Source organism: Rhodococcus indonesiensis (assembly GCF_047782815.1).
GTDB lineage: Bacteria > Actinomycetota > Actinomycetes > Mycobacteriales > Mycobacteriaceae > Rhodococcus > Rhodococcus indonesiensis.
This window is the reverse complement of record NZ_CP180630.1, coordinates 5,032,842-5,058,899: the sequence shown is the minus strand read 5'-3', so window position 1 is coordinate 5,058,899 and position 26,058 is coordinate 5,032,842. Positions and strand designations below refer to the sequence as shown.

General features: G+C 69.9%; 28 protein-coding genes. 21 read left to right on the top strand and 7 right to left on the bottom strand.

What is annotated here, in order from left to right; all coding sequences use genetic code 11:
- The first annotated feature begins 118 nt into the window (after nt 1-118).
- Nucleotides 119-1,078: an AraC family transcriptional regulator gene (locus ACM26Y_RS23230; RefSeq protein WP_416062084.1), complete on the top strand. Its 960-nt coding sequence runs from the start codon at nt 119-121 to the stop codon at nt 1,076-1,078.
- Between the two features lie 65 nt (nt 1,079-1,143).
- Here ACM26Y_RS23230 and ACM26Y_RS23225 read toward each other — a convergent pair whose 3' ends face one another.
- The 3 genes from ACM26Y_RS23225 to ACM26Y_RS23215 form a co-directional block, all read right to left on the bottom strand.
- On the bottom strand, nt 1,144-1,635 hold the full coding sequence (locus tag ACM26Y_RS23225) for a hypothetical protein (protein WP_416062083.1): 492 nt from the start codon (nt 1,633-1,635) through the stop codon (nt 1,144-1,146).
- Between the two features lie 71 nt (nt 1,636-1,706).
- On the bottom strand, nt 1,707-3,326 hold the full coding sequence (locus tag ACM26Y_RS23220; protein WP_054373213.1) for a 4-hydroxyphenylacetate 3-hydroxylase family protein: 1,620 nt from the start codon (nt 3,324-3,326) through the stop codon (nt 1,707-1,709).
- A gap of 53 nt (nt 3,327-3,379) precedes the next feature.
- Entirely contained in the window at nt 3,380-3,943 is a 564-nt protein-coding gene (locus ACM26Y_RS23215) for a flavin reductase family protein (RefSeq protein WP_054373214.1), read from the bottom strand.
- Between the two features lie 288 nt (nt 3,944-4,231).
- Between ACM26Y_RS23215 and ACM26Y_RS23210 the strand changes: the two genes are divergently transcribed.
- Nucleotides 4,232-5,161 carry an AraC family transcriptional regulator gene (locus ACM26Y_RS23210; RefSeq protein WP_289377391.1) on the top strand — a complete coding sequence of 310 codons (930 nt, stop codon included), beginning with the start codon at nt 4,232-4,234 and terminating at the stop codon, nt 5,159-5,161.
- Nucleotides 5,162-5,167: 6 nt separating this feature from the next.
- On the opposite strand, the gene ACM26Y_RS23205 is transcribed toward ACM26Y_RS23210, so the two are convergent.
- A complete protein-coding gene (locus tag ACM26Y_RS23205; RefSeq protein ID WP_040781014.1) occupies nt 5,168-5,938 on the bottom strand; it encodes an IclR family transcriptional regulator domain-containing protein in 771 nt (256 codons plus the stop codon).
- A gap of 197 nt (nt 5,939-6,135) precedes the next feature.
- Here ACM26Y_RS23205 and catA point away from each other — a divergent pair, with 197 nt between their 5' ends.
- From catA to ACM26Y_RS23180, 5 genes are all read left to right on the top strand, one after another.
- Nucleotides 6,136-6,987: a catechol 1,2-dioxygenase gene (gene catA / locus ACM26Y_RS23200; protein WP_003934519.1), complete on the top strand. Its 852-nt coding sequence runs from the start codon at nt 6,136-6,138 to the stop codon at nt 6,985-6,987.
- A 127-nt stretch (nt 6,988-7,114) separates the two neighbouring features.
- A complete protein-coding gene (locus tag ACM26Y_RS23195) occupies nt 7,115-8,242 on the top strand; it encodes a muconate/chloromuconate family cycloisomerase (protein WP_003934517.1) in 1,128 nt (375 codons plus the stop codon).
- A gap of 69 nt (nt 8,243-8,311) precedes the next feature.
- Nucleotides 8,312-8,599 (top strand): muconolactone Delta-isomerase, encoded by a 288-nt coding sequence (gene catC, locus ACM26Y_RS23190; protein WP_010595761.1) that lies wholly within the window; start codon nt 8,312-8,314, stop codon nt 8,597-8,599.
- 24 nt (nt 8,600-8,623) lie between these two features.
- On the top strand, nt 8,624-9,757 hold the full coding sequence (locus ACM26Y_RS23185; protein ID WP_289377393.1) for an alkaline phosphatase family protein: 1,134 nt from the start codon (nt 8,624-8,626) through the stop codon (nt 9,755-9,757).
- 65 nt (nt 9,758-9,822) lie between these two features.
- Nucleotides 9,823-10,800, top strand: a complete 978-nt coding sequence (locus ACM26Y_RS23180; protein WP_054373227.1) for an alpha/beta hydrolase — start codon at nt 9,823-9,825, stop codon at nt 10,798-10,800.
- 97 nt (nt 10,801-10,897) lie between these two features.
- On the opposite strand, the gene ygiD is transcribed toward ACM26Y_RS23180, so the two are convergent.
- The 3 genes from ygiD to ACM26Y_RS23165 all read right to left on the bottom strand — a co-directional run bounded on the left by ygiD (nt 10,898) and on the right by ACM26Y_RS23165 (nt 13,601).
- Nucleotides 10,898-11,740, bottom strand: coding sequence for a 4,5-DOPA dioxygenase extradiol (gene ygiD, locus ACM26Y_RS23175; RefSeq protein WP_003934513.1), 843 nt, complete (start codon nt 11,738-11,740; stop codon nt 10,898-10,900).
- A 25-nt stretch (nt 11,741-11,765) separates the two neighbouring features.
- A complete protein-coding gene (locus tag ACM26Y_RS23170; protein WP_416062082.1) occupies nt 11,766-12,602 on the bottom strand; it encodes a lysophospholipase in 837 nt (278 codons plus the stop codon).
- Nucleotides 12,603-12,698: 96 nt separating this feature from the next.
- The gene (locus ACM26Y_RS23165) at nt 12,699-13,601 is read right to left on the bottom strand and encodes a LysR family transcriptional regulator (RefSeq protein ID WP_289377398.1); all 903 of its coding nucleotides are present in this window, start codon (nt 13,599-13,601) and stop codon (nt 12,699-12,701) included.
- Between the two features lie 142 nt (nt 13,602-13,743).
- Between ACM26Y_RS23165 and ACM26Y_RS23160 the strand changes: the two genes are divergently transcribed.
- The 14 genes from ACM26Y_RS23160 to ACM26Y_RS23095 all read left to right on the top strand — a co-directional run bounded on the left by ACM26Y_RS23160 (nt 13,744) and on the right by ACM26Y_RS23095 (nt 26,057).
- The gene (locus ACM26Y_RS23160; protein ID WP_416063741.1) at nt 13,744-15,114 is read left to right on the top strand and encodes an NAD(P)/FAD-dependent oxidoreductase; all 1,371 of its coding nucleotides are present in this window, start codon (nt 13,744-13,746) and stop codon (nt 15,112-15,114) included.
- A 123-nt stretch (nt 15,115-15,237) separates the two neighbouring features.
- Nucleotides 15,238-15,990: an isocitrate lyase/PEP mutase family protein gene (locus ACM26Y_RS23155; protein WP_416062081.1), complete on the top strand. Its 753-nt coding sequence runs from the start codon at nt 15,238-15,240 to the stop codon at nt 15,988-15,990.
- Nucleotides 15,991-16,069: 79 nt separating this feature from the next.
- Nucleotides 16,070-16,591, top strand: a complete 522-nt coding sequence (locus ACM26Y_RS23150) for a MarR family winged helix-turn-helix transcriptional regulator (RefSeq protein ID WP_416063740.1) — start codon at nt 16,070-16,072, stop codon at nt 16,589-16,591.
- A gap of 239 nt (nt 16,592-16,830) precedes the next feature.
- Nucleotides 16,831-18,390, top strand: coding sequence for an aldehyde dehydrogenase (locus tag ACM26Y_RS23145; RefSeq protein ID WP_416062080.1), 1,560 nt, complete (start codon nt 16,831-16,833; stop codon nt 18,388-18,390).
- On the top strand, nt 18,387-18,758 hold the full coding sequence (locus ACM26Y_RS23140) for a RidA family protein (RefSeq protein WP_416062079.1): 372 nt from the start codon (nt 18,387-18,389) through the stop codon (nt 18,756-18,758). Before ACM26Y_RS23145 ends, ACM26Y_RS23140 begins: the two co-directional genes overlap by 4 nt.
- Nucleotides 18,759-18,787: 29 nt before the next feature.
- A complete protein-coding gene (locus ACM26Y_RS23135) occupies nt 18,788-19,306 on the top strand; it encodes a cupin domain-containing protein (protein ID WP_416062078.1) in 519 nt (172 codons plus the stop codon).
- Nucleotides 19,307-19,410: 104 nt separating this feature from the next.
- The gene (locus ACM26Y_RS23130; RefSeq protein WP_416062077.1) at nt 19,411-20,298 is read left to right on the top strand and encodes a PDR/VanB family oxidoreductase; all 888 of its coding nucleotides are present in this window, start codon (nt 19,411-19,413) and stop codon (nt 20,296-20,298) included.
- A 17-nt stretch (nt 20,299-20,315) separates the two neighbouring features.
- Nucleotides 20,316-21,314 carry a VOC family protein gene (locus ACM26Y_RS23125; protein ID WP_416062076.1) on the top strand — a complete coding sequence of 333 codons (999 nt, stop codon included), beginning with the start codon at nt 20,316-20,318 and terminating at the stop codon, nt 21,312-21,314.
- Entirely contained in the window at nt 21,311-22,078 is a 768-nt protein-coding gene (locus ACM26Y_RS23120) for an alpha/beta fold hydrolase (protein ID WP_371383809.1), read from the top strand. The genes ACM26Y_RS23125 and ACM26Y_RS23120 overlap by 4 nt, the downstream gene beginning before the upstream one ends.
- On the top strand, nt 22,078-22,815 hold the full coding sequence (locus ACM26Y_RS23115; protein ID WP_003934501.1) for an SDR family oxidoreductase: 738 nt from the start codon (nt 22,078-22,080) through the stop codon (nt 22,813-22,815). The genes ACM26Y_RS23120 and ACM26Y_RS23115 overlap by 1 nt, the downstream gene beginning before the upstream one ends.
- Nucleotides 22,816-22,854: 39 nt before the next feature.
- Nucleotides 22,855-23,640 carry an SDR family oxidoreductase gene (locus ACM26Y_RS23110; protein ID WP_054372033.1) on the top strand — a complete coding sequence of 262 codons (786 nt, stop codon included), beginning with the start codon at nt 22,855-22,857 and terminating at the stop codon, nt 23,638-23,640.
- A gap of 31 nt (nt 23,641-23,671) precedes the next feature.
- Nucleotides 23,672-25,357, top strand: coding sequence for a thiamine pyrophosphate-binding protein (locus ACM26Y_RS23105; protein ID WP_416062075.1), 1,686 nt, complete (start codon nt 23,672-23,674; stop codon nt 25,355-25,357).
- The gene (locus ACM26Y_RS23100) at nt 25,354-25,818 is read left to right on the top strand and encodes an alpha/beta fold hydrolase (protein WP_003934498.1); all 465 of its coding nucleotides are present in this window, start codon (nt 25,354-25,356) and stop codon (nt 25,816-25,818) included. Before ACM26Y_RS23105 ends, ACM26Y_RS23100 begins: the two co-directional genes overlap by 4 nt.
- Complete coding sequence (locus ACM26Y_RS23095) at nt 25,815-26,057, top strand: recombinase-like helix-turn-helix domain-containing protein (protein WP_003934497.1); 243 nt, start codon at nt 25,815-25,817, stop codon at nt 26,055-26,057. Before ACM26Y_RS23100 ends, ACM26Y_RS23095 begins: the two co-directional genes overlap by 4 nt.
- The last annotated feature ends 1 nt before the right edge of the window (nt 26,058 follow it).

The window sequence follows — 26,058 nt, the reverse complement described above, 5'->3', positions numbered from 1 at the left end:
TCGTCGGCCGGGACGCACGCCCGGGTGGGTCGTCGTCGTGTGACCTGGAACATATGACGCGGGTCACGCCGACACCGAGACGATGTGCGCGGCGGCGGGACACATCGCGCGACTTTGTGTGATCGGGGTCTCGGATCCGTACCCTCGTGGTGTGAGCACGGCCGAGATCGGAGACTGGGACGCCGCGTCCCGGGCGGTGGCGGACGCGTACTTCCCGCACGAGCTGACCGATCTGTCGGGTACGGACCGGCCCGCGCTGTCGTTGCGGACGGTCGACCTGGGCGGGGTGACCCTCGGGCGCCTGCACTGGGGTGCCGACGTCGCGATCGCCTGCGACTACCCCGGCGCGTACGAGGTCAACATCCCGCTCACCGGCCGGCTCGAGTCGCGTGGCAGCCACGGCGAGGTCGTGTCGGCGCCCGGTCAGGCCACCGTGTTCCGGGCCGACACGCCGAGTATGATCACCCGTTGGGGCGCAACGTGTTCCGTTCTCGGCGTCAAGTTCGACCGGGACCGTCTGGAGCGGGAGGCCGACCGGATCCTCGGTTCGCCGGTGCGCACGAAGCTGGTGCTGCCCGACCAGCTGGACCTGTCCGGTCCGGCGAGCGAATGGCACGGGCTGGTACGGGCGCTGTCCGAACAGCTCGACGGTGGCCTGGAGATGGTGAGCAACCCGATCGTCGGTGCCCAGCTCGCCGGGGCGGTCACCGCGGCGTTCGTCCTCGCCGTCTCGCCGCAGGACGGGCCGGTCGCTCCGGCGCGGCCGGGCATGGTCCGTCGCGTCCTCGACGCCCTGAACGACGATCCCGCGCGGGCGTGGACCGCGGCCGACATGGCCGAGCTGGCCGGGACCAGCGTCCGGCGCCTGCAGGAGGCGTTCGCCGAGTACGTCGGGGCCAGTCCGTCGGCGTGCCTGCTCGACATCCGGCTCAGCCGTGCGCACGACGACCTGGTTGCCGGAGCCGGCACCGTCGCCGACGTGGCGTACCGGTGGGGGTTCGGTCACCCCGGACGGTTCGCCACGGCGTTCAAGCGGCGCTACGGGACGACGCCGGCGCAGGTACTGCGCGGCCGGTGACACACAGCGGACATCGACAACCGCCGAGACGGTTGTCGATGTCCGGGACCTGTGTCGCTGTGGGCCTACTCGACCCAGAACTGCGGGGTGGGCCGGTCGAACGACAACTCCGGAAAGTCGTCGTCGCAGATCGGTATCCGGGCGCGGCGCTCGGCGTAGTCGTGGCCGAAGTCGCGCATGTAACCGAGGCACGCGACGGTGTATCCGACGGGATCGGGGTGGGCGGCGGTGACCGGCCGGAAGAGATTGGGAAAACCGTTCTCCGTCAAGGTGGTCGCTGTGCATCCTGCACCGTCGCGGCCGTACAGCGGGAGGGTGCCGTCCCCGTCGACGACGAACTTGGCCCGCGCGACGACGGTCGTTCCGTCGACGATCTCCCAGCGGTGGTCGACCTCGTCGTAGCGGGCGGCGGTGGCCTCGTCCGCCTCCAGCACGGCCAGGCGCACCTCGTCGCGCAGGCGGGTGGCCGCCCGCCGGGAGGCGAAGGAGTGCCCGAGGACCACGACGTCGAACTCCGGTACCGGGGCGGGGAGGACGAACTTCGAGGCAGTGGTCATCTGGGGCACTCCTTCGCGGGTGGAACGCCGCGCGCGGGCGGCAGGGGATCGCCCGCGCGCGGCAGCTGGGGTTACTTGCGGTAGTAGGCGCTGACGTCGTCGTTGCCGATCAGGTCGGGCACGGTCCAGCCGTCGAGGTCGTACTCGCTCATGAACTGCTCGGCCAGGCCCTTCATGCCGGAGACGATGCCGCGGTTCTCGGCGGCGAACAGCAGCTCGGCCTTGACGTTCTCGTGGTTGCCGGAGTAGTTGCGCTCGTAGAGTTCGTGGCGGCCGCCGAATTCGGAGCCGATCGAATCCCACAGCGCCTTCATCACCTTGACCCGGTCCACCGCGGTGATGCCGTCCGAGCCGCGGACGTACTTGTCCAGGTACGGGCGCACCTCGGGGCTCTTGAAGTCCGCGGCCGACGAGGGCAGGTAGATCAGGCCCGAGGCGACGTCCTGCTCGATGATCTCCTTGATGCGCGGGTAGCCCTGGATCATGAACATCCGGTAGGTCAGGCCGTACTCGAGCTTGGGGATGACGGTGTCCCCGATCCACGGCTCGGGATCGCGGGCCATCGACTCGGTCAGCGACCAGAACAGGTTGCGCCAGCCGATGACCTCGCCGACACGGGTCTGCACGCCGCGGAACCCGCCGGCGCCGGTCGCGTCGAGCGCCTTCATCAGCAGGCCGGCGATGAAGTCGAGCTTGACCGCCAGGCGGGTGCAGCCCTGGAAGGTGAACCGGGGCAGGAAGCCGGACTGCGGGAAGAACGCGTTGATCTTCTCCACGTCGCCGTACATGAAGACGTTCTCCCACGGCACCAGCACCTTGTCGAAGATGAAGATGGCGTCGTTCTCGTCCATGCGCGAGGACAGCGGGTAGTCGAACGGGGAGCCGACGACGGCGGCGTTCTGGCTGTAGGAGGCCCGGGAGATCAGCTTGATGCCCGGGGCGTCCATCGGCACCGTGCAGATCAGGGCGAATTCCTTCTTCTTGATCGGCAGGCCGTAGTGGGCGATGAAGTTGTAGTTGGTGATCGCCGAGCCGGTGGCGACGACCTTGGCGCCGGAGACGATCAGGCCGGCGTCGGTCTCCTTCTCCACCTTCATGAACACGTCGCCGACCTGGTCGGGCGGGAGCTGGCGGTCCACCGGCGGGTTGATGATGGCGTGGTTCCAGTACAGGACCTTCTCCTGCGACTCGCGGTACCAGCGCTTCGCGTTGTCCTGGAACGGGGCGTAGAGCTCGCTGTTGGCGTCGAGGGTGCCGAGGAAGGAGGCCTTGTAGTCGGGGGACCGGCCCATCCAGCCGTAGGTCATCCGCGCCCAGGTGGCGATGGCGTCGCGCTCTTTCAGCAGGTCGTCGGAGGTCTTCGGGGTGCGGAAGAACGGCATGGTCACCCCGCCGTTGCCCGTGTCGGTGGGGCAGGTGAGGGTGTTGACGTGCTCGCCGGTATGCAGCGAGTCGTACAGCCGGGCGGTCATGCGGATGGAGTTGCGGAACGCGGGGTGGTTGGTGAAGTCCTTCACGCGCTCGCCGTGCAGCCAGATCTCGCGGCCGTCCTTGATCGACTCGATGTACTCGTCGCCGGTCATCGGTCGCGTGGCGAAGTTCTGCTGCCGGTTCGCCGGGGCGTCGGCGGCGACGTTGACCTTCGAACGGTCGATCGCATTCTCGTCGGGACGGGACTCGAGGGTGGTCATGGCTGTCTCCTTGCGACTGGGTGACTGGGATGAAAGGTTTCGGGGGCTCGTGGTCAGCGGACGGCGGTGTCGACGTACAGCGGGGTGAACCGCGTCCGGGCGTCGAACCAGCCGCTGTGCGGGTCGTCCATCGACCCGTTCCACGCCGCGGAGGCGCTCGGTGCGCCGAGTTCGTGGAAGGTGCTGCGGTAGAACAGCAGCGGCTCGGTGTCGCGGCACTGCGCGTCGACGATCTCGCCGATGTAGATGACATGATCGCCGCCGTCGTACTCGCGCCACGGAACGCAGGACAGGGTTGCCGCTGCGCCGGTGAGCACCGGTGCGGTGGGTCCGTCCTCGAACACCGGGCCGGGGGTCTGCGGTCGGCCGGCGAAGTGCAGGGCGGTGTCGACCTGGTCGGCGGCGAGGATGTTCACCGCGAACGGCGCGCCGGAGAGGAAGGCGCACGCCTTGGAAGTACGGGTCAGGGTGACCTGGCACAGGCGGGGCTCGAGGGAGACCGCGGTGAACGCGGTGACCGTTGCACCGTGAGGTGTGCCCTCGTGGTTGGCGCAGGTGATCACGGTGACGCCACTTGCGAACTGTCCGAAGATGTTTCGGAGACGACGCTGTTCCATTTCGGCGCTCCTTGCCGGTCGTTCCGTCCTGGTGTGATGTAGACCATAGGAGCGACCGGACGGCCTTCGCGATCCGCTGAGCGCGGTCGCTATCCGTTCGGCGCGGTCGTTGTGACGAACGATGCTGTTTGCCCGGGGACGTGTTGCCCATCACACTGGGTAGTAGGGTTCGCGAACACGGGCTGGAAGCCCCTCGGGGACACGGGCCGAAAGCCCCCGAGGACACGGGCTGAAAGCCCCCGAAGACACGGGCCGAAGGTCCCGAGAACGCACACGGGAGGTGCGCAGGTGGTGTCGACGCCGGAGCCGGCCGACTGGGACGAGGCCGAGCATGTGGTGTCCGACGCGTATTTCCCGCACACCCTGACTCCGCTCGCACGAGGTTCGGAACCGCACGTCAACGTGCGGTCGCTGCAGCTCGGTCCGCTGCGGCTCGCCCGCATCGGTTGGGGGGCCGAGGTCGCCGTGGACTCGGATCATCCGGGTGCGTACGCGGTCAACATCCCGCTGTCCGGCCACATCGAGTCGGTGGCGGCGGGACGGGAAGTGAGTTCCGCACAGGGGCAGGCCTCGGTGTTCCGGCCCGACACGGCGGCGCGGATCACGCGGTGGACCGAGGACTGCGAGATCGTCGGGGTCAAGCTCGACCGCGACTACCTCGACCGCGAGATGCACCGGATCCTCGGTCGTCCCGACCTGGGGCTGCCCGACCAGGTGGACCTGACGAGCGAAGCGGGGCGGAGCTGGATGGCCCTGCTGCAGTCGGTGGTCGAGCAGCTGCGGGCGGACGAGGGACTGTGGCGCAACCCCCTCGTCGCCGACCAGCTTTCGGGGGCGCTGACCTCGGCGTTCGTGCTCGCCGTGATGCCGAATGCGGGTGCCGGTACGGCGGCGCGGCCTCGGATCGTCAAGCGCGTTCTCGACCGTATCCACGAGGACCCGGCACAGCCGTGGACCACCGCGGACATGGCCGAGCTGGCGGGCGTGAGTGTGCGACGGCTGCAGGAGGGCTTCCGCGAGTACCTCGGTGTCTGTCCCCGCGACTACCTGCTCGATCTGCGGCTCGAGCGGATCCACGAGGAACTCGCGGCCGGCGACCCGGCGACGACGTCGGTCACGGATGTGGCCCTGCGCTGGGGGATGACCCACACCGGTCGATTCGCGGCCGCCTACCGCCGCAAGTACGGTGTGGCGCCCTCGGCGACCCTGCGCGGTTGACGCGCCCTATCCGCGGTATCCGAGGTCGGCGCCCAGGGCGTGCGCGGACTTCATCAGGCATTCCGCGGCGAGCTCGCGGAACTCTCCGGGCGTGTGCCGGGCCGTCGACGTCGAGCAGGCGAGCACGCCGACCACGGTGCCGGTGGCGTCCCGGACCGGCGCCGCGGCCGAGATCAGCCCCTCCTCGAGCTCGGCGGAGGTGAGCGCGTAGCCCTGGGTGCGCACGCGCGCGAGCTCGGCGCGCAATTCGTCGGCGTTGCGCACGGTGGCGGTGGCGAGTTTCTCGAAGCGGGTCTCGGCGACGACCTGCTCGACGATCTCCTCGGGCGCCCACGCCAGCAGCGCCCGGCCCATCGACGTGGCGTATGCCGGGACCCGGGTGCCGACCGAGACGTTGATGCTCATGATGCGGCGTACGGGCACGCGGGCGGCATAGACGACCTCCGCGCCGTCGAGCACGCCGAGGGAGGCGGATTCGCCGGTGTGCTCGGCGATCTCCACCAGCCTCGGCATGGCCGCCTCGACCAGGGCGTGGGAGGCGGAGTAGTGCTGGCCGATGCTGAGCACGCGCGGGGTCAGCGTCCAGCGGCTGCCGGTGCTGTTCACGTAGCCGAGCTTCTGCAGGGTGAGCAGGATGCGGCGCACCGCAGGTCGGGACAGGTCGGTCTTCGCTGCCAGTTCGGCGAGGGAGGGATTGGGGTGCCGCTCATCGAACGCGAGCAGCACCGCGAAGCCCCGCTCGATGCTTTGGACGAAATCCCGGTCCTGACTAGGCATTGTGGTCTCCTACCTGCGGTTTCGGGCCATTCGGACACCCGGGTGTTGACAATCACCTGTGACTGGACGCACAGTATGTGTACGCACTGCGATATATAAGTACGCACAGCGTACAACCCGAGTGGCGAGAGCGCCAGCCCCGCGATCACCACCCACAGCTTTCGCGACCACCGTTCGAGCCTCGCCGAGGAGGACACATGACCACCACCGAAAACCCCACCGCCCACGCCTCGGGCAACGCCGCCACCGACAAGTTCAAGAGCGAGCGGGTCTCGTCTGACACGTCGGTCGAGCGCGCCGCCGCCATCTACAAGGACGTGCTCGGTGCGTTCGCCGAGATCATCCACAAGCACCAGGTCACCTACGACGAGTACCGGGTGCTCAAGCAGTGGATGATCGACGTCGGCGAGTACGGCGAGTGGCCGCTGTGGCTGGACGTCTTCGTCGAGCACGAGATCGAGGAAGTGCACTACAACCGCAAGCACTTCTCCGGCACCAAGGGCAGCATCGAGGGCCCCTACTACGTGCCGGACTCGCCGAAGCTGCCGGCCAAGTGCACCATGCCGATGCGTGAGCAGGACAAGGCCGCCAAGGCGCTGATCTTCAAGGGTCAGGTCACCGACCTCGAGGGCAAGGGCCTGCAGGGCGCCACCATCGAGCTGTGGCACGCCGACGAAGAGGGCTACTACTCGCAGTTCGCCCCCGGCATCCCCGAGTGGAACCTGCGCGGCACCATCGAGTGCGACGACGAAGGCAACTTCGAGATCACCACGCTCAAGCCCGCGCCCTACAAGATCCCGGCCGACGGCCCGACCGGCTGGTTCATCGACTCCTACGGCGGCCACCCGTGGCGTCCCGCCCACCTGCACCTCATGGTGAAGGCCCCGGGCAAGCGCGCCATCACCACCCAGCTCTACTTCCAGGGCGGCGAGTGGGTCGAGGACGACGTCGCGACCGCGACCAAGCCCGAGCTGATCCTGGATCCGCAGCCGAACGCCGACGGCGTCGACGAAGTGACCTACAACTTCGCGCTCGACCCCCAGGCCTGAGCACTCCTGTGAACCGGGTCCACGCGTGGTGACGAATGCCGGTGTCCGCCAAGGGCACCGGCATTCGTCGTCGCGGAGGCCCGACTGTTACCCGCATCACCGCCGAAATCCGATTGTGAGCTGTTCGATGTCCGACCCCGACCTGAAGATCGTCTCGATCGATACGACGATCGTCGACGTACCGCTGGTGCGTCCCCACAAGTTCGCCACCACCACCGCCGAGAAGCAGCCCATCCTGCTCGTGGCGATCACCACCGCGGGCGGCGTCACCGGCCACGGCGAGGGCGTCGTCCCCGGCGGTCCGTGGTGGGGCGGCGAGTCCGTCGAGACCATGAAGGCGATCGTCGACCGCTACATCGCCCCCTACATCACCGGCCGCGGCGTAGACGAGATCAGCGGCATCATGGTCGACATCGAACGCGTCGTCTCCGGGGCCCGTTTCGCCAAGGCAGCCGTCGACGTCGCCCTGCACGACGCGTGGGCCCGCGCCCTGGGCGTCGGGGTGCACACCCTGCTCGGTGGCGCGTTCCGCACCGGCGTCGACGTGCGGTGGGCGCTCGGTGCCGCGCCGGTCGACGAAATCCTCGAGGAAGTCGAGGAGAAGATGGCGGCACGACTGAACTTCGCGTTCAAGCTCAAGATGGGTGCGCTCGACCCGAAGGTCGACACCGAGCGTGTCGTCACGATCGCGCAAGCCCTCGAGGGCAAGGCCGGCGTGAGCATCGACGTCAACGCCCGCTGGGACCGGTTCACCGCGCTGCGATACGTTCCGCAACTCGTCGACGGCGGTGTCGAACTCATCGAGCAGCCCACCCCCGGGGAGCAGCGCGAAGTTCTCGCCGAGATCAACCGGCTCGTGGCTGCCCCGGTGATGGCCGACGAGTCCGTGCAGACCCCGCACGACGCCCTCGAGATCGCCAAGCTCGGGGCCGCCGACGTCATCGCCCTCAAGACCACCAAGTGCGGTGGCCTGCAGCGCAGCAAGGAGGTCGTGGCGGTCGCCAAGGCCGCCGGAATCCGCTGCCACGGCGCCACTTCGATCGAGGGGCCCATCGGCACCGCGGCATCCGTCCACTTCGCCTGCGCCGAGCCGGGAATCAACTACGGCACCGAACTGTTCGGGCCGCAGCTGTTCGCCGTCGAGCTGCTGCAGACTCCGCTGGACTACTCGGAAGGCCAGGTGCACCTGCCCCAGGGACCCGGCCTCGGTGTCGAACTCGACATGGACGTCGTCAAGCACCTCGCCCGCGACTGACCACCCCCGTGCGCGGTTCCGGTAGCACCCGCTACCGGAACCGCGCACGGCCCGAAAGGAGTACCGACCATGGCACTGTTCCACGTTCGCATGGACGTCGACATCCCCCGCGACCTCGACCCCGAGGTGCGTGCCGAGACCGTCGCGCGGGAGAAGGCATACAGCCAGGAACTGCAGCGCGAGGGCAAGTGGCGGGAGATCTGGCGCATCGTAGGCAAGTACAGCAACATCAGCATCTTCGACGTCGACTCCGCCGACGAACTCCACGAGATCCTCTGGAACCTGCCGCTGTTCCCGTACATGAACATCGAGATCATGCCGCTGACCAAGCACGGGTCCGACATCAAGGACCAGTGACGCCCGGCAGGCCATACTCGGGTAATGGACCTGCCGCTGCACGACGTCTACGCCGAACCCACCCTCGCGGATCTGATGCCGTCCGTCCTCGCGTCCGCGGGGGTGCCCGGTGAGGCCAACCGTCTCGCCCTGCCCGAGCAGTCCCGCACCGTCGTGCTGCTCGTCGACGGCATGGGATGGAACCTCCTGCGACGGAATGCGGCCGCCGCGCCCTTTCTCGCCGGACTCGACGGCCGGCCGCTCCGCGCCGGATTTCCCACCACCACCGCGGTGAGCATCGCCTCGCTCGGCACCGGGCTGGCCTCCGGCGCCCATGCCGTCACCGGCTACCAGTCCTACGTCGAGGAGATCGACGCCCCGTTCAACTGGCTCCGCTGGACCCTCGCCGGGACCGCCGTCGATCAGCGCGAGCGGTTCGTCCCCGAATGGATACAGCCCCACCCGACGGTGTTCGAACGAGCCGACGCGGCCGGGCTGACGGTGACCACCGTCGTTCCCCGCAGTTTCGACGGCAGCGGCCTCACCCGGGCCGTGCTCCGCGGCGGCAACTTCGTCGGTGTCTCCGCCTACGGCGACCTGCTCGCCCACGTCGTCGCCGCCGTCACCACCGGCGACCGCACCCTCGTCTACTGCTACCTCGGTGAGGTCGACACGATCGGGCACCTGTACGGACCCGAGTCCCCCTCGTGGATCGCGCAGCTGACCGTCGTCGACCGGTTCGTCGAGCAACTCGTCGCCGCCCTACCCACCGGGACACGGCTGCTGATCACCGCCGATCACGGCATGGTCGACGCCTCCCGGGGCCGACGCGCCGACTTCGACCACCTGCCTGCTCTCTCCGAGGACGTCGACGTGATAGCCGGTGAACCGCGCTGCCGGCACGTGCACACCCGGCGACCGGACGCGGTGCTCGAGCGCTGGCGCAACGAACTCGGTGACGACCTGTGGGTCGGCACCCGCGACGACGTGATCGCCGGCGGACTGTTCGGCCCGGACCCCTCGCCCGCCGCGTGCCGCCGCATCGGTGACGTCGTCGCGATCGGACTCGGCGAGTCCACGGTGATCCGTACCGACGGCGAGCTGGTCATGTCGCAACTGCCCGGACAGCACGGTGCGCTGACCGACGAAGAGCTGTTGGTGCCGTTGTTGCAGGTCTGAGGCAACGGATACGTGTGACGGAGAGTACCTCGACCCGGTGCCGGACCCGTCCTATCGTGGCGTACATGCGCACCCACGGATCGACGATCTGGCACTGGACGGTGAGCCTGCGGGCGATCCTCGTCTTCTGGTTCGTGCGGATCTTCGTCAAGCCGCTGTTCGCCTACTGGCCGGCCACCGACCGCGGGATCGAGACCCTCAGCCGGCTCGACCGTCGCGTCGACAAGATGCTGCCCCGCCCGCGCAACGTCGACATCGATCCCCTCACTCTCGGCGGGGTGCCCAGCGAACGCATCGAACCGCCGCGTCCCGCCGAGGACTCCCTCGCCGGCGCGACGATCCTCTACTTCCACGGCGGCGCTTTCGTCTTCTGCGGGCTCGCCACGCACCGCACGGTGTGTTCCCTGCTCGCTACCGAATCGGGGGTGCCGGTGTACTCCGTCGCCTACCGGCAGCTACCTGTCGGTTCGATCGGGACGTCCGTCATCGACGCGATGGCTGCGTACACCGCGTTGCTGGAGACGGCCGAGGACCCCACGCGCATCGTCGTCGCCGGCGACTCGGCCGGGGGATATCTGGCGATGAAGGTCGCCGAGATCGCCGCGCTGCGCGGCATGATCCGCCCGGCCGCCGTGATCGGGTACTCACCGCTGCTCAACCTCGATCTCGAGGAGCACGATCCCGACTTCATGAAGCGCGACGCGTACCTGCCGATGCGGCAGGTGGAGAAGCTGCGCGACCGCTGGCTCGCCGGTCCCGATTACATCGAAGGTGCCCAGTCACCGGTCCGCGCCGATCCGGCACTGTTCCCGCCCGCGTTCTTCTCCGTCGCCGAATACGAGATCACCCGTCCCGACGTCGAGATCATGACGGAGGCGTTCGACGAGGTGGGCACGACGGTCGAGACGCACCTGTGGGCGGGCCAGGTGCACGCCTTCCCCGTCATCGGGCAGGTGCTGCCCGAGGCGCGGACACTGCTGCAGCACAGCATCGACTTCGCGCGGCGCACGGTCGTCGCGGAGGAGCGTCGCCACACGGCATGACCCTGCCCCTCGGGATGGCCGCCCCGGGGTGGCCGAATGTCACATTCGGTCGACTGCATCGACGCGATGTGACATTCGGTCACGATCACGATCACGATCACGCGTTGGTGTTCACCGGGTCCGGGGTGGCGGGGAACCCAGCGGACGGGGGACCGCCGTCACCGGCCGTGCACGTGAGACCGAGGGTGTAGGCGCTCATCGACAGCGACCCGTACGCGAAACCGTCGATCAGCGGTTCGACGAGGTCCTCGCCCACGCCCGCCAGGCCCGCGAAGTACAGCAACGGCAGGAAGTGGTCCGGGGTGGGAACCGCGTGGTCGAAGTCCGCGTGCCCGTCGAGACCTGCGACTCCCTCGGGGCGGTCCATGACCATGACCCGTGCGGCCGCGTCGAACCGGTGCGCCCAGTCGAACCCCTCGTCCGGGCGGCGACGGTCCATGCCGGCCAGGTTGTGCACGATGTTGCCGCTGCCGACGATCAGCACGCCGCGGTCACGCAGCGGGGCGAGCTTCGCGCCGAGCTCGAGGTGGTAGTCGAAGTCGCGGTAGGCGTTCAGGCTCAACTGCACCACCGGCACGTCCGCCTCGGGGAAGGCGTGGGTGAGCACCGACCAGGTGCCGTGGTCGACACCCCACGAGTCGACGTCCGCGCCCACCCACGTCGGATGCACGACGTCGGCGATCTCCTCGGCCAGTTCCGGCAGCCCGGCCGCGGGGTAGTCGACGTCGAACAACTCCTGCGGAAATCCGTAGAAGTCGTGGATGGTGCGCGGGTTCGGCATCGCGGTCACCGCGGTGGCGTTGATGTACCAGTGCGCCGAGATCGCGAGTATCGCCCGGGGCGTCGGCACCGCGGAACCGAACTCCCGCCACGCCCTGGTGTAGCGGTTCGACTCGAGCGCGTTCATCGGGCTGCCGTGGCCGACGAACGCGGCCGGCATGCGCGCGGGCGGAGCAGCCGCCACCTCAGCCGAGCCTCGGCCGGAGCCATTCCACCAGGTCGTCGAGGACCTGCTTCTTCTCCGGCTCGTTGAACACCTCGTGGTAGAGGCCCTCGTACATCTTGAGCGTCACGTCCTGCGACCCGACCAGCTCGGCGACGAGCCGGCTGCCGGACGGCGCGGTGAGCCGGTCCTCGGTGCCGTGCTGCAGCAGGATCGGCAGATCCAGTGCGGGCAGCCGGGCCGGCAGGCTCTCGCCCGTGGTGACCAGCGCGCGGGCGATGCCGGCAGGTACGAGACCGTGGTGCACGAGGGGATCGGCTTCGTACCCGGCGACGACGTCGGGGTCGCGCGAGATGCCCGCCGAGTCGAGTTTCTGCACCGGCAGCTGCGGTAGGACGCGCCCGATCACCTTGCCGAGTGCGACGACGGGCCGCGGCGTGCCGGAGGTGACGTCGACGGCGGGACCGGACAGGGCGAGGGCCGTGAGCTCGTCGGGGTGCTCGAGCGCGTAGGCCAGGGCGATGGCTCCGCCCATCGAATGGCCCAGCAGGACCCGCGGCAGGCCGGGCTGATCGAACGCGGTGATGCCGACCAGGCGATGCACGTCGCCGGTGAACTGGTCCATGTCCCGCACGAACACCCGTCGTCCGCCCGAGCGACCGTGCCCGCGGTGGTCGAGGGCGTAGACGACGAGACCCAGCTCGCCGAGGCGTTCGACCACGTGGTCGTACCGGCGGGCGTGCTCGCCGAAGCCGTGGCAGAGCACCAGCACACCTGTGGGGTCTGCGCCGGGCGACCACACGTCGTACACGACGCGGGTGCCGTCGGCACTGGTGAACGAGGTCTCGGTTCGCTGCATGATCGCTCCTCACCGCGTGGGTCCGCCGTCGGCTCGGTCATCCTTCCACGAAACGGCACCGGATCGGTACGCATTGCGACGACCGGGTGGCGGTGTTCAGCTCTCCGATCCCGGTGGTGCCGGGCTGGTCATCGACTGGCGCAGCGCGAGGATCAGACTCGACATGGCCGACGACCGGGGGGCGTCGTTGCGGAGCACTCCGCACACCGGGATGCTGAGCCGGTTGCGCGCCTCGCGCATGTAGGCCAGGCCGGTCCTGGGGGTTTCCGCGGCGGTGCTCGGGTACAGAACCGTCCACGCCCGCGGGTTGGTGATGACGTCGAGGGTGGCGGTGTGGTCGCTCGCGATCGAGGGTCCGAGCTGCACCCGTCGTCCCACCGCCCGGAAGGCGTCCTCGATCACCGTGTGGATGAGCACCTGGCTGTGCCGGGGCGGCAGGAGCAGCGGATAGGGCGCGAGATCGCCGAGGTCGACGGTGGAGAACGCGGAGAGCGGGTGCCGGCTCGATGTGACGATGACCAGATCCTCGATGCCCAGTTCCACGGTCTCGAGTCCGGGACGGTCGACCTCACCCCGGATCAGGGCGATGTCGGCGTCGCCGCCGGCGACCGCGTCGATCCGGTCGGCGAAGCTCTTGATGACGAACTCGATGTCGATCGCCGGGTACTGCTCCCGAACATGCGCGATGGCGTCGAGGCTCTGGGACGCGAAGGTCATGTTCGCGGCGATCCGGATGCGGTTGCGCGGCTCGCGTGCGACCGAGAACGCCTGCGCTTCGAGGCTCAGCACCTGCTGCGCGATGGGGACCAGGCGCGAGCCGGCCGGGGTGAGCCGCACCATCCGCGTCGACCGCTCGAACAGCGACGCGCCGAGTTCCTTCTCGAGCCGGGTGATCTGGTGGCTGATCGCGGACTGGGAGATGAAGCACTTCTGGGCGGCCTTGCTGAAGCTCAGCTCCTCGCTGACGGCGAGGAAGTACCGCAGCTGCCGGAAGTCCATACCCCCATCCTACTTATGAGCGATCGAGATAAGAGCTCCCCGACTTCGGCAGGTTGGTGGTCTTCACGGCCTCCCGTCCATACGGTGGGTGTCATACATCGACTTCAGTGTGGAGGTAGAGGTAATCGTGAGTAGCACAGCAGTGACCGACCGGACCGAGGTCGTCGTCGTCGGTTCGGGCTTCGGCGCGCTGGCGACGGCGAAGAAACTCGCCAAGGCCGGGACGCCGTTCGTCCTGATCTCCGAGACCACCGAACATCTCTTCCAGCCCCTGCTGTACCAGGTCGCCACCGGTGTCCTCTCGGCCGGCGAGATCGCTCCGTCGATCCGCTCCATCCTCGCGAAGTACCCGAACGCGGACGTGCGGCTCGGCCGTGTCGTCGACGTCCGGCCCGACGAGCACGAGGTCGACTACGTCGCCGGCGGCGCCGTGCACACGGTCGGCTACCGCTCGCTCGTCGCAGCGACGGGCGCCCGGCAGGCGTACTTCGGCCGCGACGAGTTCGAGAAGGTCACCTACGCCCTCAAGACCGTGGAGGACGCCGAGCGGCTGCGCCGGCAGATCCTGCGGTGCTTCGAGGAGGCGCACACCACCGCCGATCCGGAACGCCGTCGCAACCTCCTGAGCTTCGTGGTCATCGGTGCCGGTGCGACGGGCGTCGAGCTCGCGGGCCAGATCAAGGAACTCGCGGGCCGCTACTTCGAGCAGTCGTTCCACGACATCAGCGCCGACGACGTGTCCGTCACCCTCGTCGAGGGCGCGGGCGAGGCTCTTCCGGCCTTCGGCGGCAAGCTCAGCGAGTACACCAAGCAGTCGCTGCAGAAGTCGGGCGTCGACGTCGTGCTCGACACCTTCGTCACCGACATCGACGAGCACGGTGCCACTCTGAAGGCGAAGAACGACGAGGAGCGCCGGATCACCGCCGAGACCATCATCTGGTCGGCCGGGGTGCGGGCCAACGACTTCGCCGGCGTCCTCGCGGAGCGCACCGGCTGCGCCACCGACCGTGCCGGCCGGCTGCTGGTCAACCCGGATCTCACCGTGGGCGGCTACGCCGACGTGTACGCCATCGGTGACATGACGTCGCTGAACAACCTGCCCGGCCAGTCGCCCGTCGCGATGCAGGGCGGCCGCCACGTGGCCCGGACCATCCTCGGGAAGCAGGGCAAGGGCACCCCGTTCAAGTACCGGGACAAGGGCAGCATGGCCATCATCAACCGCTTCCGCGCGATCACCCGCGTCGGAAAGATCGAGCTGAGCGGCTTCGTCGCGTGGGTGCTGTGGCTGGCCGTGCACCTGGTCTACATGGTGGGCTTCCGCAACCGCTACGTCGCAGTGATGTCGTGGTTCGGATCCTTCCTCGGTCACCGTCGCCCCCACTTCCACTACGCGCAGGAATCGGTGACGCTCGACGCGGACGTCCCCGACGACATGACCGTCGCCGCTGTACCGCCCCGGGTGGACCGCGCTCCCGAGAAGGAGCCGGAACCCGAGAAGGTCAGCGTCCGATAGGGCGGCTCGACGAGAAACCGGGCCCCGGGCCGTTCGTCACGAACGGTGCGGGGCCCGGTTTTCTCGCACCCGGGGGTGGGCCGTTCGGCGGAAATGCTGCGGGTGGGTGTGGTTGGATGCGGCATGACGACTCTCGCCGAGAAGGCCGTAGCCCTGAAGTCCCTGCATGTTCCGGGTGACCCGGTGGTCCTGCCGACCGTGTGGGACGCCTGGTCGGCGAATCTGGCGGTACAGGCCGGCTTCTCCGCGTTGACGATGGGCAGCCATCCGGTGGCCGACTCGGTCGGCAAGCCGGACAACGAGGGAATGACATTCGAGGAGCTGCTGACTCGGGTACGGCAGGTCACCGCGGCGGTCGACGTCCCGATCTCGGTGGATGTGGAGGCCGGTTACGGTGAGGTCCCTGCTCGGATCGTCGAGGGGCTGCTGGGCGCGGGTGCTGTGGGGTTGAACATCGAGGACACCGTGCACAGTGAGGGCGGCCGGCTGCGCGAGCCGGCCGAGCACGCCGAGTACGTGGCCGGGTTGCGTGCCGCTGCGGACGCCGCGGGTGTGCACCTGGTGGTCAATGCCCGTACCGATCTGTTCGTCAAGAAGGTCGGGGCCGAGTCCGATCGGGTGGACCGGGCGATCGACCGTCTGAAGCTGGCCGCCGACGCAGGGGCCGATGTGCTCTATCCGGTCGGCTTCCACAGCGACGAGATTCAGCGGCGCCTGACGTCGGAGCTGCCGTTGCCGGTCAATGCGATCGCCCACCCGGCGAAGAACGATCGCGCGTCGTTCGCTGCTCTCGGCGTCGGCCGGATCAGCTTCGGCCCTCTGCTGCAGGCCGCTCTGGCCGAGCGGGCGGGTCAGCTGCTGGAGCAGTGGCGCTGAACGATTCCGCAGCGCGCGTTCGCGAACGCGCCACGGGTAGACTCCCGGCATTGTGGGAGAGCCTGGAGAACGCGACGCCGTGGACGCCATCGTCGCGCACTGGGCGGTGGCCCGTCCCGAACTCGACGTCTCGGGACTGAAGGTTTTCGGGCGTCTGCACCGGAGCTTTCTCGTCTACAAGTCCCGGATCGCGCCCACCTTCGAGGAGCACGGGATCAACGATTCGGGATTCGACGTCCTCGCCTGCCTGCGCCGCGCGGTACCCCGTCATCGGCTCACCGCGGGGGAACTCGCCGAGCAGACGCTGGTCACCACCGGCGGGCTGTCGCTGCGGGTGAACCGGCTCGAGGAGGCGGGCCTGGTGACCCGGTCGAAGGACAGCCAGGACGCCCGCGTCGTGTACGTCGAGCTCACCTCTGCCGGCGCCGCGCTCGTCGACTCGGTGGCCGACGCGCACTTCGCCAAACTGCGCGCGATGCTCGGTGACCTCGACGCGACCGAGCGCGAGACGCTTTCGCGCCTGCTCGCCCGCCTGGAGCGCTCTGCCCGCGCGGCCGAGTTCGATGCCGACGCGGATTCGGGTGCCGATCGTCGGGTCTGACGGTCCGGCCGGGAAAAATTTCGAGAAACTTATGATGCCCGCCACACCGCTGTGACCTGCGTCTCCTCCGTTTCCCGGCCGTAAATGCGGCGTAACGACCGGCTGATCTGGGCATTCGAGTCTTGACCTCTTAGTGCTAAGACGCTACAAATCTCTTAGTGCAAAGATATCGATCCGGCGCGCACCACCCTCCACGAGCACCGTGGTCCGCGTCCCTCCCCATCGAACGGACCCCCCTCATGCCCATTGCGTACGCGTCCCCGCTCCAGGCGGGAACCGCCGAGCACGCCGAGTCCGTCGACACGGTCGACGAGATCTTTGTCGCCGGCCGCTGGCAGCGTGGACTCGGAGAGTGCCTCGAATCCGTCGACCCCGCGACGGGCCGGGTCTTCGCCGGCCTGCACACGGCGACCGTCGACGACGTCGACCGCGCGGTCGCCGAAGGTCTTCGGGCCGCGCACGGCGGATGGTCGTCGCTGCTCCCGCACGAACGGGCCCGCGTGCTGCACCGCATCGGAAACGCCCTCGACGACGAGGCCGAACGCGTCGCCCGGTTGCAGACCCTCGACACAGGCAAGACCCTGACCGAGACCCGGGCGCTGGTTGCCAGCGCCGCCAACACCTTTCGCTACACGGCTGCCGCCCTCGAGACAATGGACTCGGCGGTGACCACGCCCCGGGGGCCGTGGCTGACCATGTCGACGTACCAGCCGATGGGTGTCGTCGCCGCGATCACGCCGTGGAACTCTCCGATCGCGTCCGACGCGCAGAAGATCGCCCCGGCCCTCGCCGCCGGCAACGCCGTCGTGAGCAAGCCGCCGGTGTGGGCCCCGTGGGTGACCCTGCTCCTCGCCCGCATCTGCGAGGCGGCCGGTCTGCCCGCCGGCGTCCTCTCGGTCCTGCCGGGCTCGGGGCGCACAGTCGGCGAGGCGCTGGTCCGGCACCCCGACGTCGCCAAGGTCAGCTTCACCGGTGGCACCGCCACCGGCCGCCACCTCGCGCATCTCGCCGCCGACAAGCTCATGCCGATCACCCTCGAACTCGGCGGCAAGTCCCCGACGATCGTGTTCGAGGACGCCGATCCCGAACAGGCCCTCGCCGGCGTGCTCTACGGCATCTTCTCCTCGGCCGGGCAGAGCTGCATCGCCGGATCGCGGATCTTCGTGCACCGCAGCATCGCCGAGACCTTCACCGCCGAACTCGTCCGGCGCGCAGCGGCGCTGCGCCTCGGGCCCGGCACCGACCCGCACACCCGGGTGGCCCCGCTGGTCACCTTCGCCCACCGGGACCGCGTGGCTGCCATGGTCGACGACGCCGTCGCCGCCGGAGCCCGGGTGCTGTGCGGGGGCGCGATCCCGACCGGCGAGCGGCTCGCCTCCGGTGCGTACTACCCGCCCACGGTGCTCACCGGCGTCGACAACTCCGCGACGATCTGCCGCGAGGAGGTCTTCGGGCCGGTGGCCGTCGTGCTGCCCTTCGACGACGAGGAGGACCTGATCGCGCAGGCGAACGACTCGGTGTACGGGCTGGCCTGCGGCATCTGGACCGCCGACTACCGGCGCGCGTGGCGCGTGGCCGGCGCGGTGAAGGCGGGCACCGTCTGGATCAACACCTACAAGCAGTTCAGCATCTCGACCCCCTTCACCGGTCTCGGCGACAGCGGTCTCGGCACCGAGAAGGGACGCGACAGCATCCGCCAGTACTGCGATCAGAAGAGCATCTACCTCGACCTGTCCGGCGAACCGATCGCCTGGGCCACCCCCGACCCGACCGAAATCCGAAAGGACCCCTCCCGGTGACCGATTCGATTGCCGTCACGCACGAACCCACCGCCCATCCGTACAGTCCCGCCTACGCCGTCGCCGGCTTCGGGTTCGTCTCCGGCGCCCTGTCGGTCGACGAACACGGCATCGCCGTAGACGGCACGGCCGCCGCCCTCGACGCCGCGATCGCCCGCCTCGGCGAGCGCCTGGCCACCATCGGCATGACCCTGTCCGACGTCGTCAAGACCACGTACTTCGTGACCGACGTGTCGCTCCGCGACCAGGCGAACCGCCACTACGAGAAGATCTTCGCCACTCCCCGGCCCGCCCGCTCGTTCGTCGAGGTCGCCGCCCTGCCCTACGGCGCCACCGTCGAGATCGAAGCCGTCGCCTACCGCGCCTGAACCACCCACCGCACGAAAGGACCACCGACATGGCCGCACCCGAGAAGACCACCGTCGACCTCGAAACCCTCATCGACTCCTGCATCGCCAGCCGCGACAGCCGCTACGAGGACTGGGACACCCTCGGCTTCCAGGCGGCCAAGGGCGGAGACCGCTTCAAGCGTGCCCAGATCCGCTACATCGGCTCCGGCGCCACCGGCAACCACGAGGGCGACGCCCGCGCGCTGCCCGCCGAACACTTCACCCTGTCCAACATGCGGCTGCCCGCCGGCGCGGTCGGACCCGAGCACACCCACCACGACGTCGAAGAGGTGTTCTTCGTGCTCGAGGGCGAGCTCGAGGTCGCAGTCCACGACGTCGAGGACGGCACCCGCAAGGCCGTCCGCCGGCTCGGCTACCGCGACATGATCCGCGTGCCCGCCGGCGTGCCGCGCAGCCTCGCGAACGTGGGCGACACCGACGCGCTGTTCTGCGTGATCATCGGCGCCGCCAAGCCGCAGCTGCCCACCTACCCGCCGAGCTCGGAGATGTACGGCGTCACTCGCTGACGCCACCGAGAAGACCCGCCGACAGGGAGATCCCGATGGAGCAGTCCGTCCGACGTCGCCTCCGCGTCCACCAGAAAACTTGGGAGGCAGACGGAGTCACCAGCGTGACGTTCGTCGATCCGACCGGTGCCGCGTTGCCGCAGTGGCAGCCGGGTGCACATCTCGCCCTGCACCTGCCGAACGGTGTGGTGCGCGAGTACTCGCTGTGCTCGGATCCGCGGGACACCACGCGCTGGACGGTCGCCGTGCTGCGCGCCGAGCGCTCCCGCGGCGGCAGCGCCTACGTGCACGAATCATTGCAGATCGGCGCGGAGATCGACGTCGACGGACCGCGCAGCGCCTTCGCCCTCGACGACGCCGCGACCGAGCACGTCCTCGTGGCCGGCGGTATCGGCATCACCCCGATCGTCGCGATGATGCGGCAACTGCAGGCCGACGGACGGCCGTGGCGCCTGCTCTACGCCGGACGCTCCCGGGCGGCGATGGCGTTCGTCGACGAGATCGCCGCCGGACCCGCCGGACAGGTGACCGTCCACGCCGACGACGAGGCCGGTGGTCTGCCGGACCTGGCGGGGGCGCTGTCGGGCCTCGCCCCGACCGCCGTCGTCTACTGCTGCGGACCGGCACCGCTCATCGATGCGGTCACGGCCGCGGCCCCGGACCCCGGCCAGGTACGCACCGAGCGGTTCGCGGCCCCGGAACCGGCGCCGCGCGCGGGCGAGGACACCGCCTTCGACGTGATCGTCGAGAGCACCGGCCGGCGCATCCCGGTGCCGCCGACCGTGTCGGTGCTCGACGCCCTCACCGCCGCCGGTGTGCCCGTGCCGAACTCGTGCACCGAAGGTATCTGCGGGACCTGCGAAGTCAAGGTACTCGAGGGCGACGTGGACCACCGCGACTTCCTGCTCACCGAGTCCGAACACGCCGCCGGATCGACGATGTTCCCGTGCGTGTCCCGTTGCCACTCTGCCGAACTCGTGCTGGACCTGTGAGAAGGGAACCGGAACGCATGTACCACCACCAACTTCCGCGCTACAGCGACTCGCCCGCCTGCCGGCTGCGCGCACTGCGCTCGGTGACTCTGTCGGTGCCGGATCCGGCCGCGTCGCGGGACTTCTACCACGAGGCCTGGGGATTGACGACCGTCGAGGCCGACGGGGATCGATTCTGGCTGCGCGCCACCGGACCCGAGCACCACGTGCTGACGGTCGAACGAGGGGAGACCAACGCGCTGGGACGGATCAGCTTCGCCGTCGCCACCCCACGTGAGATCGACGACGCCGCACTGGCCCTCGACCGGCTCGGCATCCCGATGCTGCGCACCCCGGGACCCTTCGACGATGCCGGGGGCGGCTACGGGCTGCAGCTCGTCGATCCGGAGGGACGCTGCGTCGAGCTGTCGGCCGACACCCACGCCGTCACCGAGCAGGAACCGGCGGGGCGTCGCGCCGTCCCCCGCAAGATCGCCCACGTCGTGCTCAACACGACCGACATCGAGCGCACCACCGCCTTCTACACCCAGGTACTCGGCATGCGGGTCTCCGACTGGTCGGAACGGCAGATGTCCTTCCTCCGCTGCAACTCCGACCACCACGTCATCGCCCTCAACCGGGCGCCGTGGCCCTCGCTCAACCACGTGGCGTACGAGATGCAGAGTCTCGATCACTTCATGCGCGGCATCGGCAGCCTCAAGGCCCACGGCATCGCACCGCAGTGGGGACCGGGCCGGCACGGTCCCGGCGACAACACCTTCTCCTACTTCACCGATCCGTCGGGCCTGGTGTGCGAGTACACCTCCGAGGTCGCCCAGATCGACGAGGACGCCTGGCTGTGCCGCACCTGGAAGCGCACCCCGGAACTGTCCGACCAGTGGGGGACGGCCGGGCCGCCCACCACGACCGTGCGCTCCGCCATGGCGGGCAGCCCCGACCCGGGTCACCGCGACCGCGTCGAAGCCCGCGACGCCGGCTACTTCTACGGGGCCGTCGCGGCCGGTGCGCTGTCGTGACCGGGCACCTGCACGTCGAGCGGCTCGGGACGGGAGATCCGGTGCTGCTGCTGCACGGCATCGGCGGGAACGCGAACTCGTGTGCACCGCTCGCCGCGGAACTCGCGGCCCGCGGACACGCGACGTACCGGCTCGACGCCGCGGGGTACGGCCGCTCCGCCGACCCGGCCGACGTCCACCACGACCACGCGACGGACGTCCTGACCGTCCTCGGCGACATCGACCCGGACCGGCCCGTGCATCTCGTCGGAACGTCCTGGGGCGGAGTGGTCGCGCTCGAGGTCGCGCGCCGTCGGCCCGGCCGGGTCCGCACGCTCGTCCTCGCCGACAGCACCCGGGGATCGGGCACGTCGCCCGCCCGCGCTGCCGCCATGCGTGACCGGGTCCCGGCGCTGCGCACCGCCGGCCCCGAACGTTTCGCGGCCGAACGCGCACCGAAACTGACCGCGCCGGACGCAGCCGAGGACGTCCGGGCTCGCGTCGCCGCCGACATGGCTGCCGTCCGGCCCGCCGGGTACGCGGCCGCCGCCGAATGCATGGCGTCGACCGACCACGGGCCCATCCTGCACAAGCTGGCCGTCCCCACCCTCGTGGTGGTCGGCGAGCACGACCACGTCACCGGCGTCGCCGAGTCACGCCTCCTGGCGGACGCCATTCCCGGCGCGCGGCTCACCGTCGTCGCCGGTGCGGGTCACGCCGCGATCCAGGAGCAGCCCCGCGTGGTCGCCGGCGAACTCGTCCGATTCTGGGAAGAGGTGGCGTGATGAGCGGAACCGTCGTGGTGACCGGCGCCGGTCGCGGACTCGGCTACTGCATCGCCGAACGGCTGTGTGCCGACGGACGACGCGTGGTGATCGCCGAGCGCAACGCGGAGAACGCCGAAGCCGCCGCCACCGCCCTGCGCGCCCGCGGTGGCGAGGCGGTCGCAGTGGTCACGGACATCGCGGACGCCGCGTCCGTGCGCGCTCTGGCCGCGCGCGTCGCCGAGGAGGGGCCGCTGGTGGGCCTGGTCAACAACGCCGCCGTCGCCGACGGCGTCGGCGGGGACACCTTCTGGGAGCTGTCCGAGCCCGAATTCGACCGGATCACCTCGGTCAACGTGCGCGGCACGTGGCTCGTGACCAAGCACCTGTGGCCGCTGCTCGCCGCCACCGGTGGCGCGATCGTGAACATGGCCTCCGACGTGGCGTTCTACGGATCACCGCGGCTCATCCACTACGTCACCTCCAAGGGCGCAGTCGTCGCGATGACCCGTTCGATGGCCCGGGACGCCGGCCCCCACGGGGTGCGGGTCAACGCCGTCGCCCCCGGACTCGTCCGGGTCGAGGCCACCGAATCCGTTCCGGCCGCCCGCTACGCCACCTACGCGCAGGGCCGCGCTCTCCCGCGCGACCAGACCCCCGAGGACGTCGCCGGGGTCGTCCGGTTCCTCCTTTCGGAGGACGCCGCCTTCGTCACCGGCCAGACCGTCGTCGTCGACGGCGGCTTCGTCCTGAACTGACCTGCTCGCCCGGCGAGCACCCGAACCCACGGAGATTCAATGGACCTGCACCTCACCGGACGCACGGTGATCGTCACCGGCGCGAGTTCCGGGGTCGGCCTCGCCACCGCCCGGATGCTCGCCGCCGAAGGTGCCCGCGTCGCACTGTGCGCACGCGATATCGCACGCCTGCGCGCCGCCGCCGGCACCCTGGCGGCCGACCCGGCCGACGTCCTGACCGTCGCGTGCGACGTCACCGACCGGAATTCCGTGCAGGCCTTCGTCGATGCGGTCGTCGACCGGTTCGGCGGGATCGACGGGGTAGTGTGCAACGCCGGGCGCTCGCTGATGTCGACACTCACCGACACCACCGACGAGCAGATCCGGGACGAGTTCGAGCTCAAGATCTTCGGCGCGCTGCATCTGATCCGCGCGGCCCGGCCGGCGCTCGCGAAGTCCGATGCGGCCTCCGTGGTGATCGTCAACGCGATCCTCGCGCGGCAACCCGAACTGCGGCTCGCCGTCACCTCGGCCGCCCGCGCCGGACTGCTCAACCTGGCGCAGTCCCTCGCCGGGGAGCTCGCCCCCGAGGGCATCCGCGTCAATTCGGTGCTGCTCGGCCTCGTCGACACCGGGCAGTGGCAGCGCCGCCACGCCGAATCCGGGGACGGCCGCGACTTCGACGAGTGGAGCGCCGAGATTGCCGCCGATCGAGGGATCGGACTGGGCCGCTTCGGAACTGCGGACGAGGTCGCCTTCCCCGTCACCACCCTGCTCTCACCCCGCAACAGCTACGTGACCGGCGCGACCGTCGACGTCGGCGGCGGAGTCGGACGCTACGTCTGACCCCCCAGTGGTCATCTGCAACGGAGGAAACATGGACATCCCCTCGACCGAGCCGGCTCGGCGCACCACCGGCGGCGACGTCCTCGTGTCGGTCATGCGCCGGCACGGCATCGACACCGCGTTCGGCGTCGTCAGCATCCACAACCTGCCCCTCGTCGAGGCCGTCGCCCGCGACCTGACCTTCGTCGAGGTCCGGCACGAGGCCGCCGCGGTCAACGCCGCGGACGGGTACGCCCGCGCCTCGGGCCGCATCGGCGTGGCGCTGACGAGCACCGGCACCGGCGCCGGCAACGCCGCCGGGTCGATGATCGAGGCGCTCACCGCCGGCAGCCGCGTCCTGCACGTGACCGGTCAGATCGAAAGCGAATTCCTCACGCCCGAACCGGCCTCGTCGAGCCGCGGCGTGATCCACGAATTCCCCCGGCAACGGCAGATGCTCGATGCCGTGTCCGCCTACGCGGCGACGATCACCGACGCCAAGGACGCCGAGGCAGAACTCGAGGCCGCGATCGCCTGCATCCTGTCGGCACCGCAGGGGCCGGCGAGCGTCGAATGGCCCACCGACCTGCAGTATCTGGCGTCGCCGCAGGAGCAGCGGACCGCCGACGTCCGGAGCGTGCAGCCGCCGGCCCCCGCCGCCGCGGCACTGGACCGGGCCGCCGCGGTGCTCGCCACCGCCGAGCGGCCCCTGCTGTGGCTCGGCGGGGGAGCGGCCGGCGCGGGCGAGGAACTGCGCGTCCTCGCGCACCGGCTCGGGGCGGGGATCCTCACCAGCAACTCCGGGCGGGGCATCGTGCCCGAGGACGACGATCTCGTCGTCGGGAACTTCGCGGCGTCCCCCGAGGTCGCCGGTCTCCTCGCCGATGCCGACGTCCTGCTCGCCGTCGGAACCCACTTCCGGTCCAACGAGACCAAGAGCTACCGCCTCGCGCTGCCCGGCACGCAGGTGCAGATCGACGTCGATCCCGCCGCGATCGGCCGGGTGTATCCGGCCACGGTCGGGATCGTCGCCGACGCCCGCACGGCACTGCACGGCCTCCTCGACGCGCTCGAGGGTGCCGGCCGGCGCGACGACTGGGCGGCCCGGGTGCAGGCGGTGCGTAAGCGCAGCCGGGCCGCGCTCACCAAGTACATCGGCGGCTACGCCGAGATCTGCGAGGGCATGCGCCGCGTGCTGCCCCGCCGGTCCGTGGTCGCCCGCGACGTGACGATTCCGTCCAGCCAGTGGGGCAACCGCCTGCTGCCGTTCTACGAGCGGGGGACCAACATCTTCCCGCTCGGCGGCGGCATCGGGCAGGGCCTGGCCATGGGACTCGGTGCCGCCCATGCCCGCCGGGACGTGCCGACCGTGGTCATGGCCGGGGACGGGGGTCTGGCGGTGCACCTCGGCGAGCTCGCCTCGCTCGCCGGCACCGACGCGTGGTGCGTCGTGCTGGTGTTCAACGACGGCGGCTACGGTGTGCTTCGGAACATGCAGGAAGCCAACGGGTTCCGACGATCCGGTGTGGACCTGCACACGCCGCGGTTCGATCTGCTCGCCGCGTCCATGGGCATGCCGTACACCCTCGTGCAGCGGCCAGGGGTCTTCGAGGCCGCATTGGCGGAGGCGGTCGCGGCGCGTCGGCCCGCCCTGGTCGAGGTCGACGTGACCGCCCTCGACCCCCCGCCCGGACCGTTCGTCCCTCCGGTGCACGTGCCGACGGGAGGTGCGCGATGAACTCGCCGGCCGAGGCGCTGTGGTGGGCCGACGGGCAGGCCGAGGCGGCGTTGCGCGACGGCCGCGCGGTGCACCTGTACGCCGCGGGTACCGATGCCGGACCCGCCCTGCGCGCGGCCGACCGTCACGGCACCCTGCTGCGCAGCCTGATCCTGGCCGATCCCGTGCTCGACGTCGACACCGTCGGCGGCGTCCTCGGCCGGATCACCGTCCCCACCCTGGTGGTGGCCTCCGCGCTCGGCGACGACACCGATCTGTCCGTGCCGCAGCGCCTCGCCGGCGAGATCGACAACGGAGTCTTCGTCGTCGTCGACGGATGTCCGGCGCCCGTCCACCTCACCCGGCCCGAGTCGTTCGCCGAATGGACGAGCGCCTTCGCCGCCATCGCCGAGGGACTCGCCGCCCGCTACCGATCCGGGCTCGCCGCCCCCACCCCCCACATCGAAGGAGTTCTCGCGTGAACCGCACCGCGACGGCACGATCCGCCGAACCGTACCTGGAACCTCGACAGACCCATCCCGATCCGCTGACCCCTTACGAGGACAAGCTCGCCGGTTCCCTGATGGAGATCTTCGGGACCGGCACCCACGACCTGCCCGGTGTCGTCGAGGGACTCAACGGCCTGGGGCTGCACGGCCCCGACGGCCGGCCCTGGACCGAGGACACCTTCCGCGCCGAGATGCGACGACTGGGGAGATGAG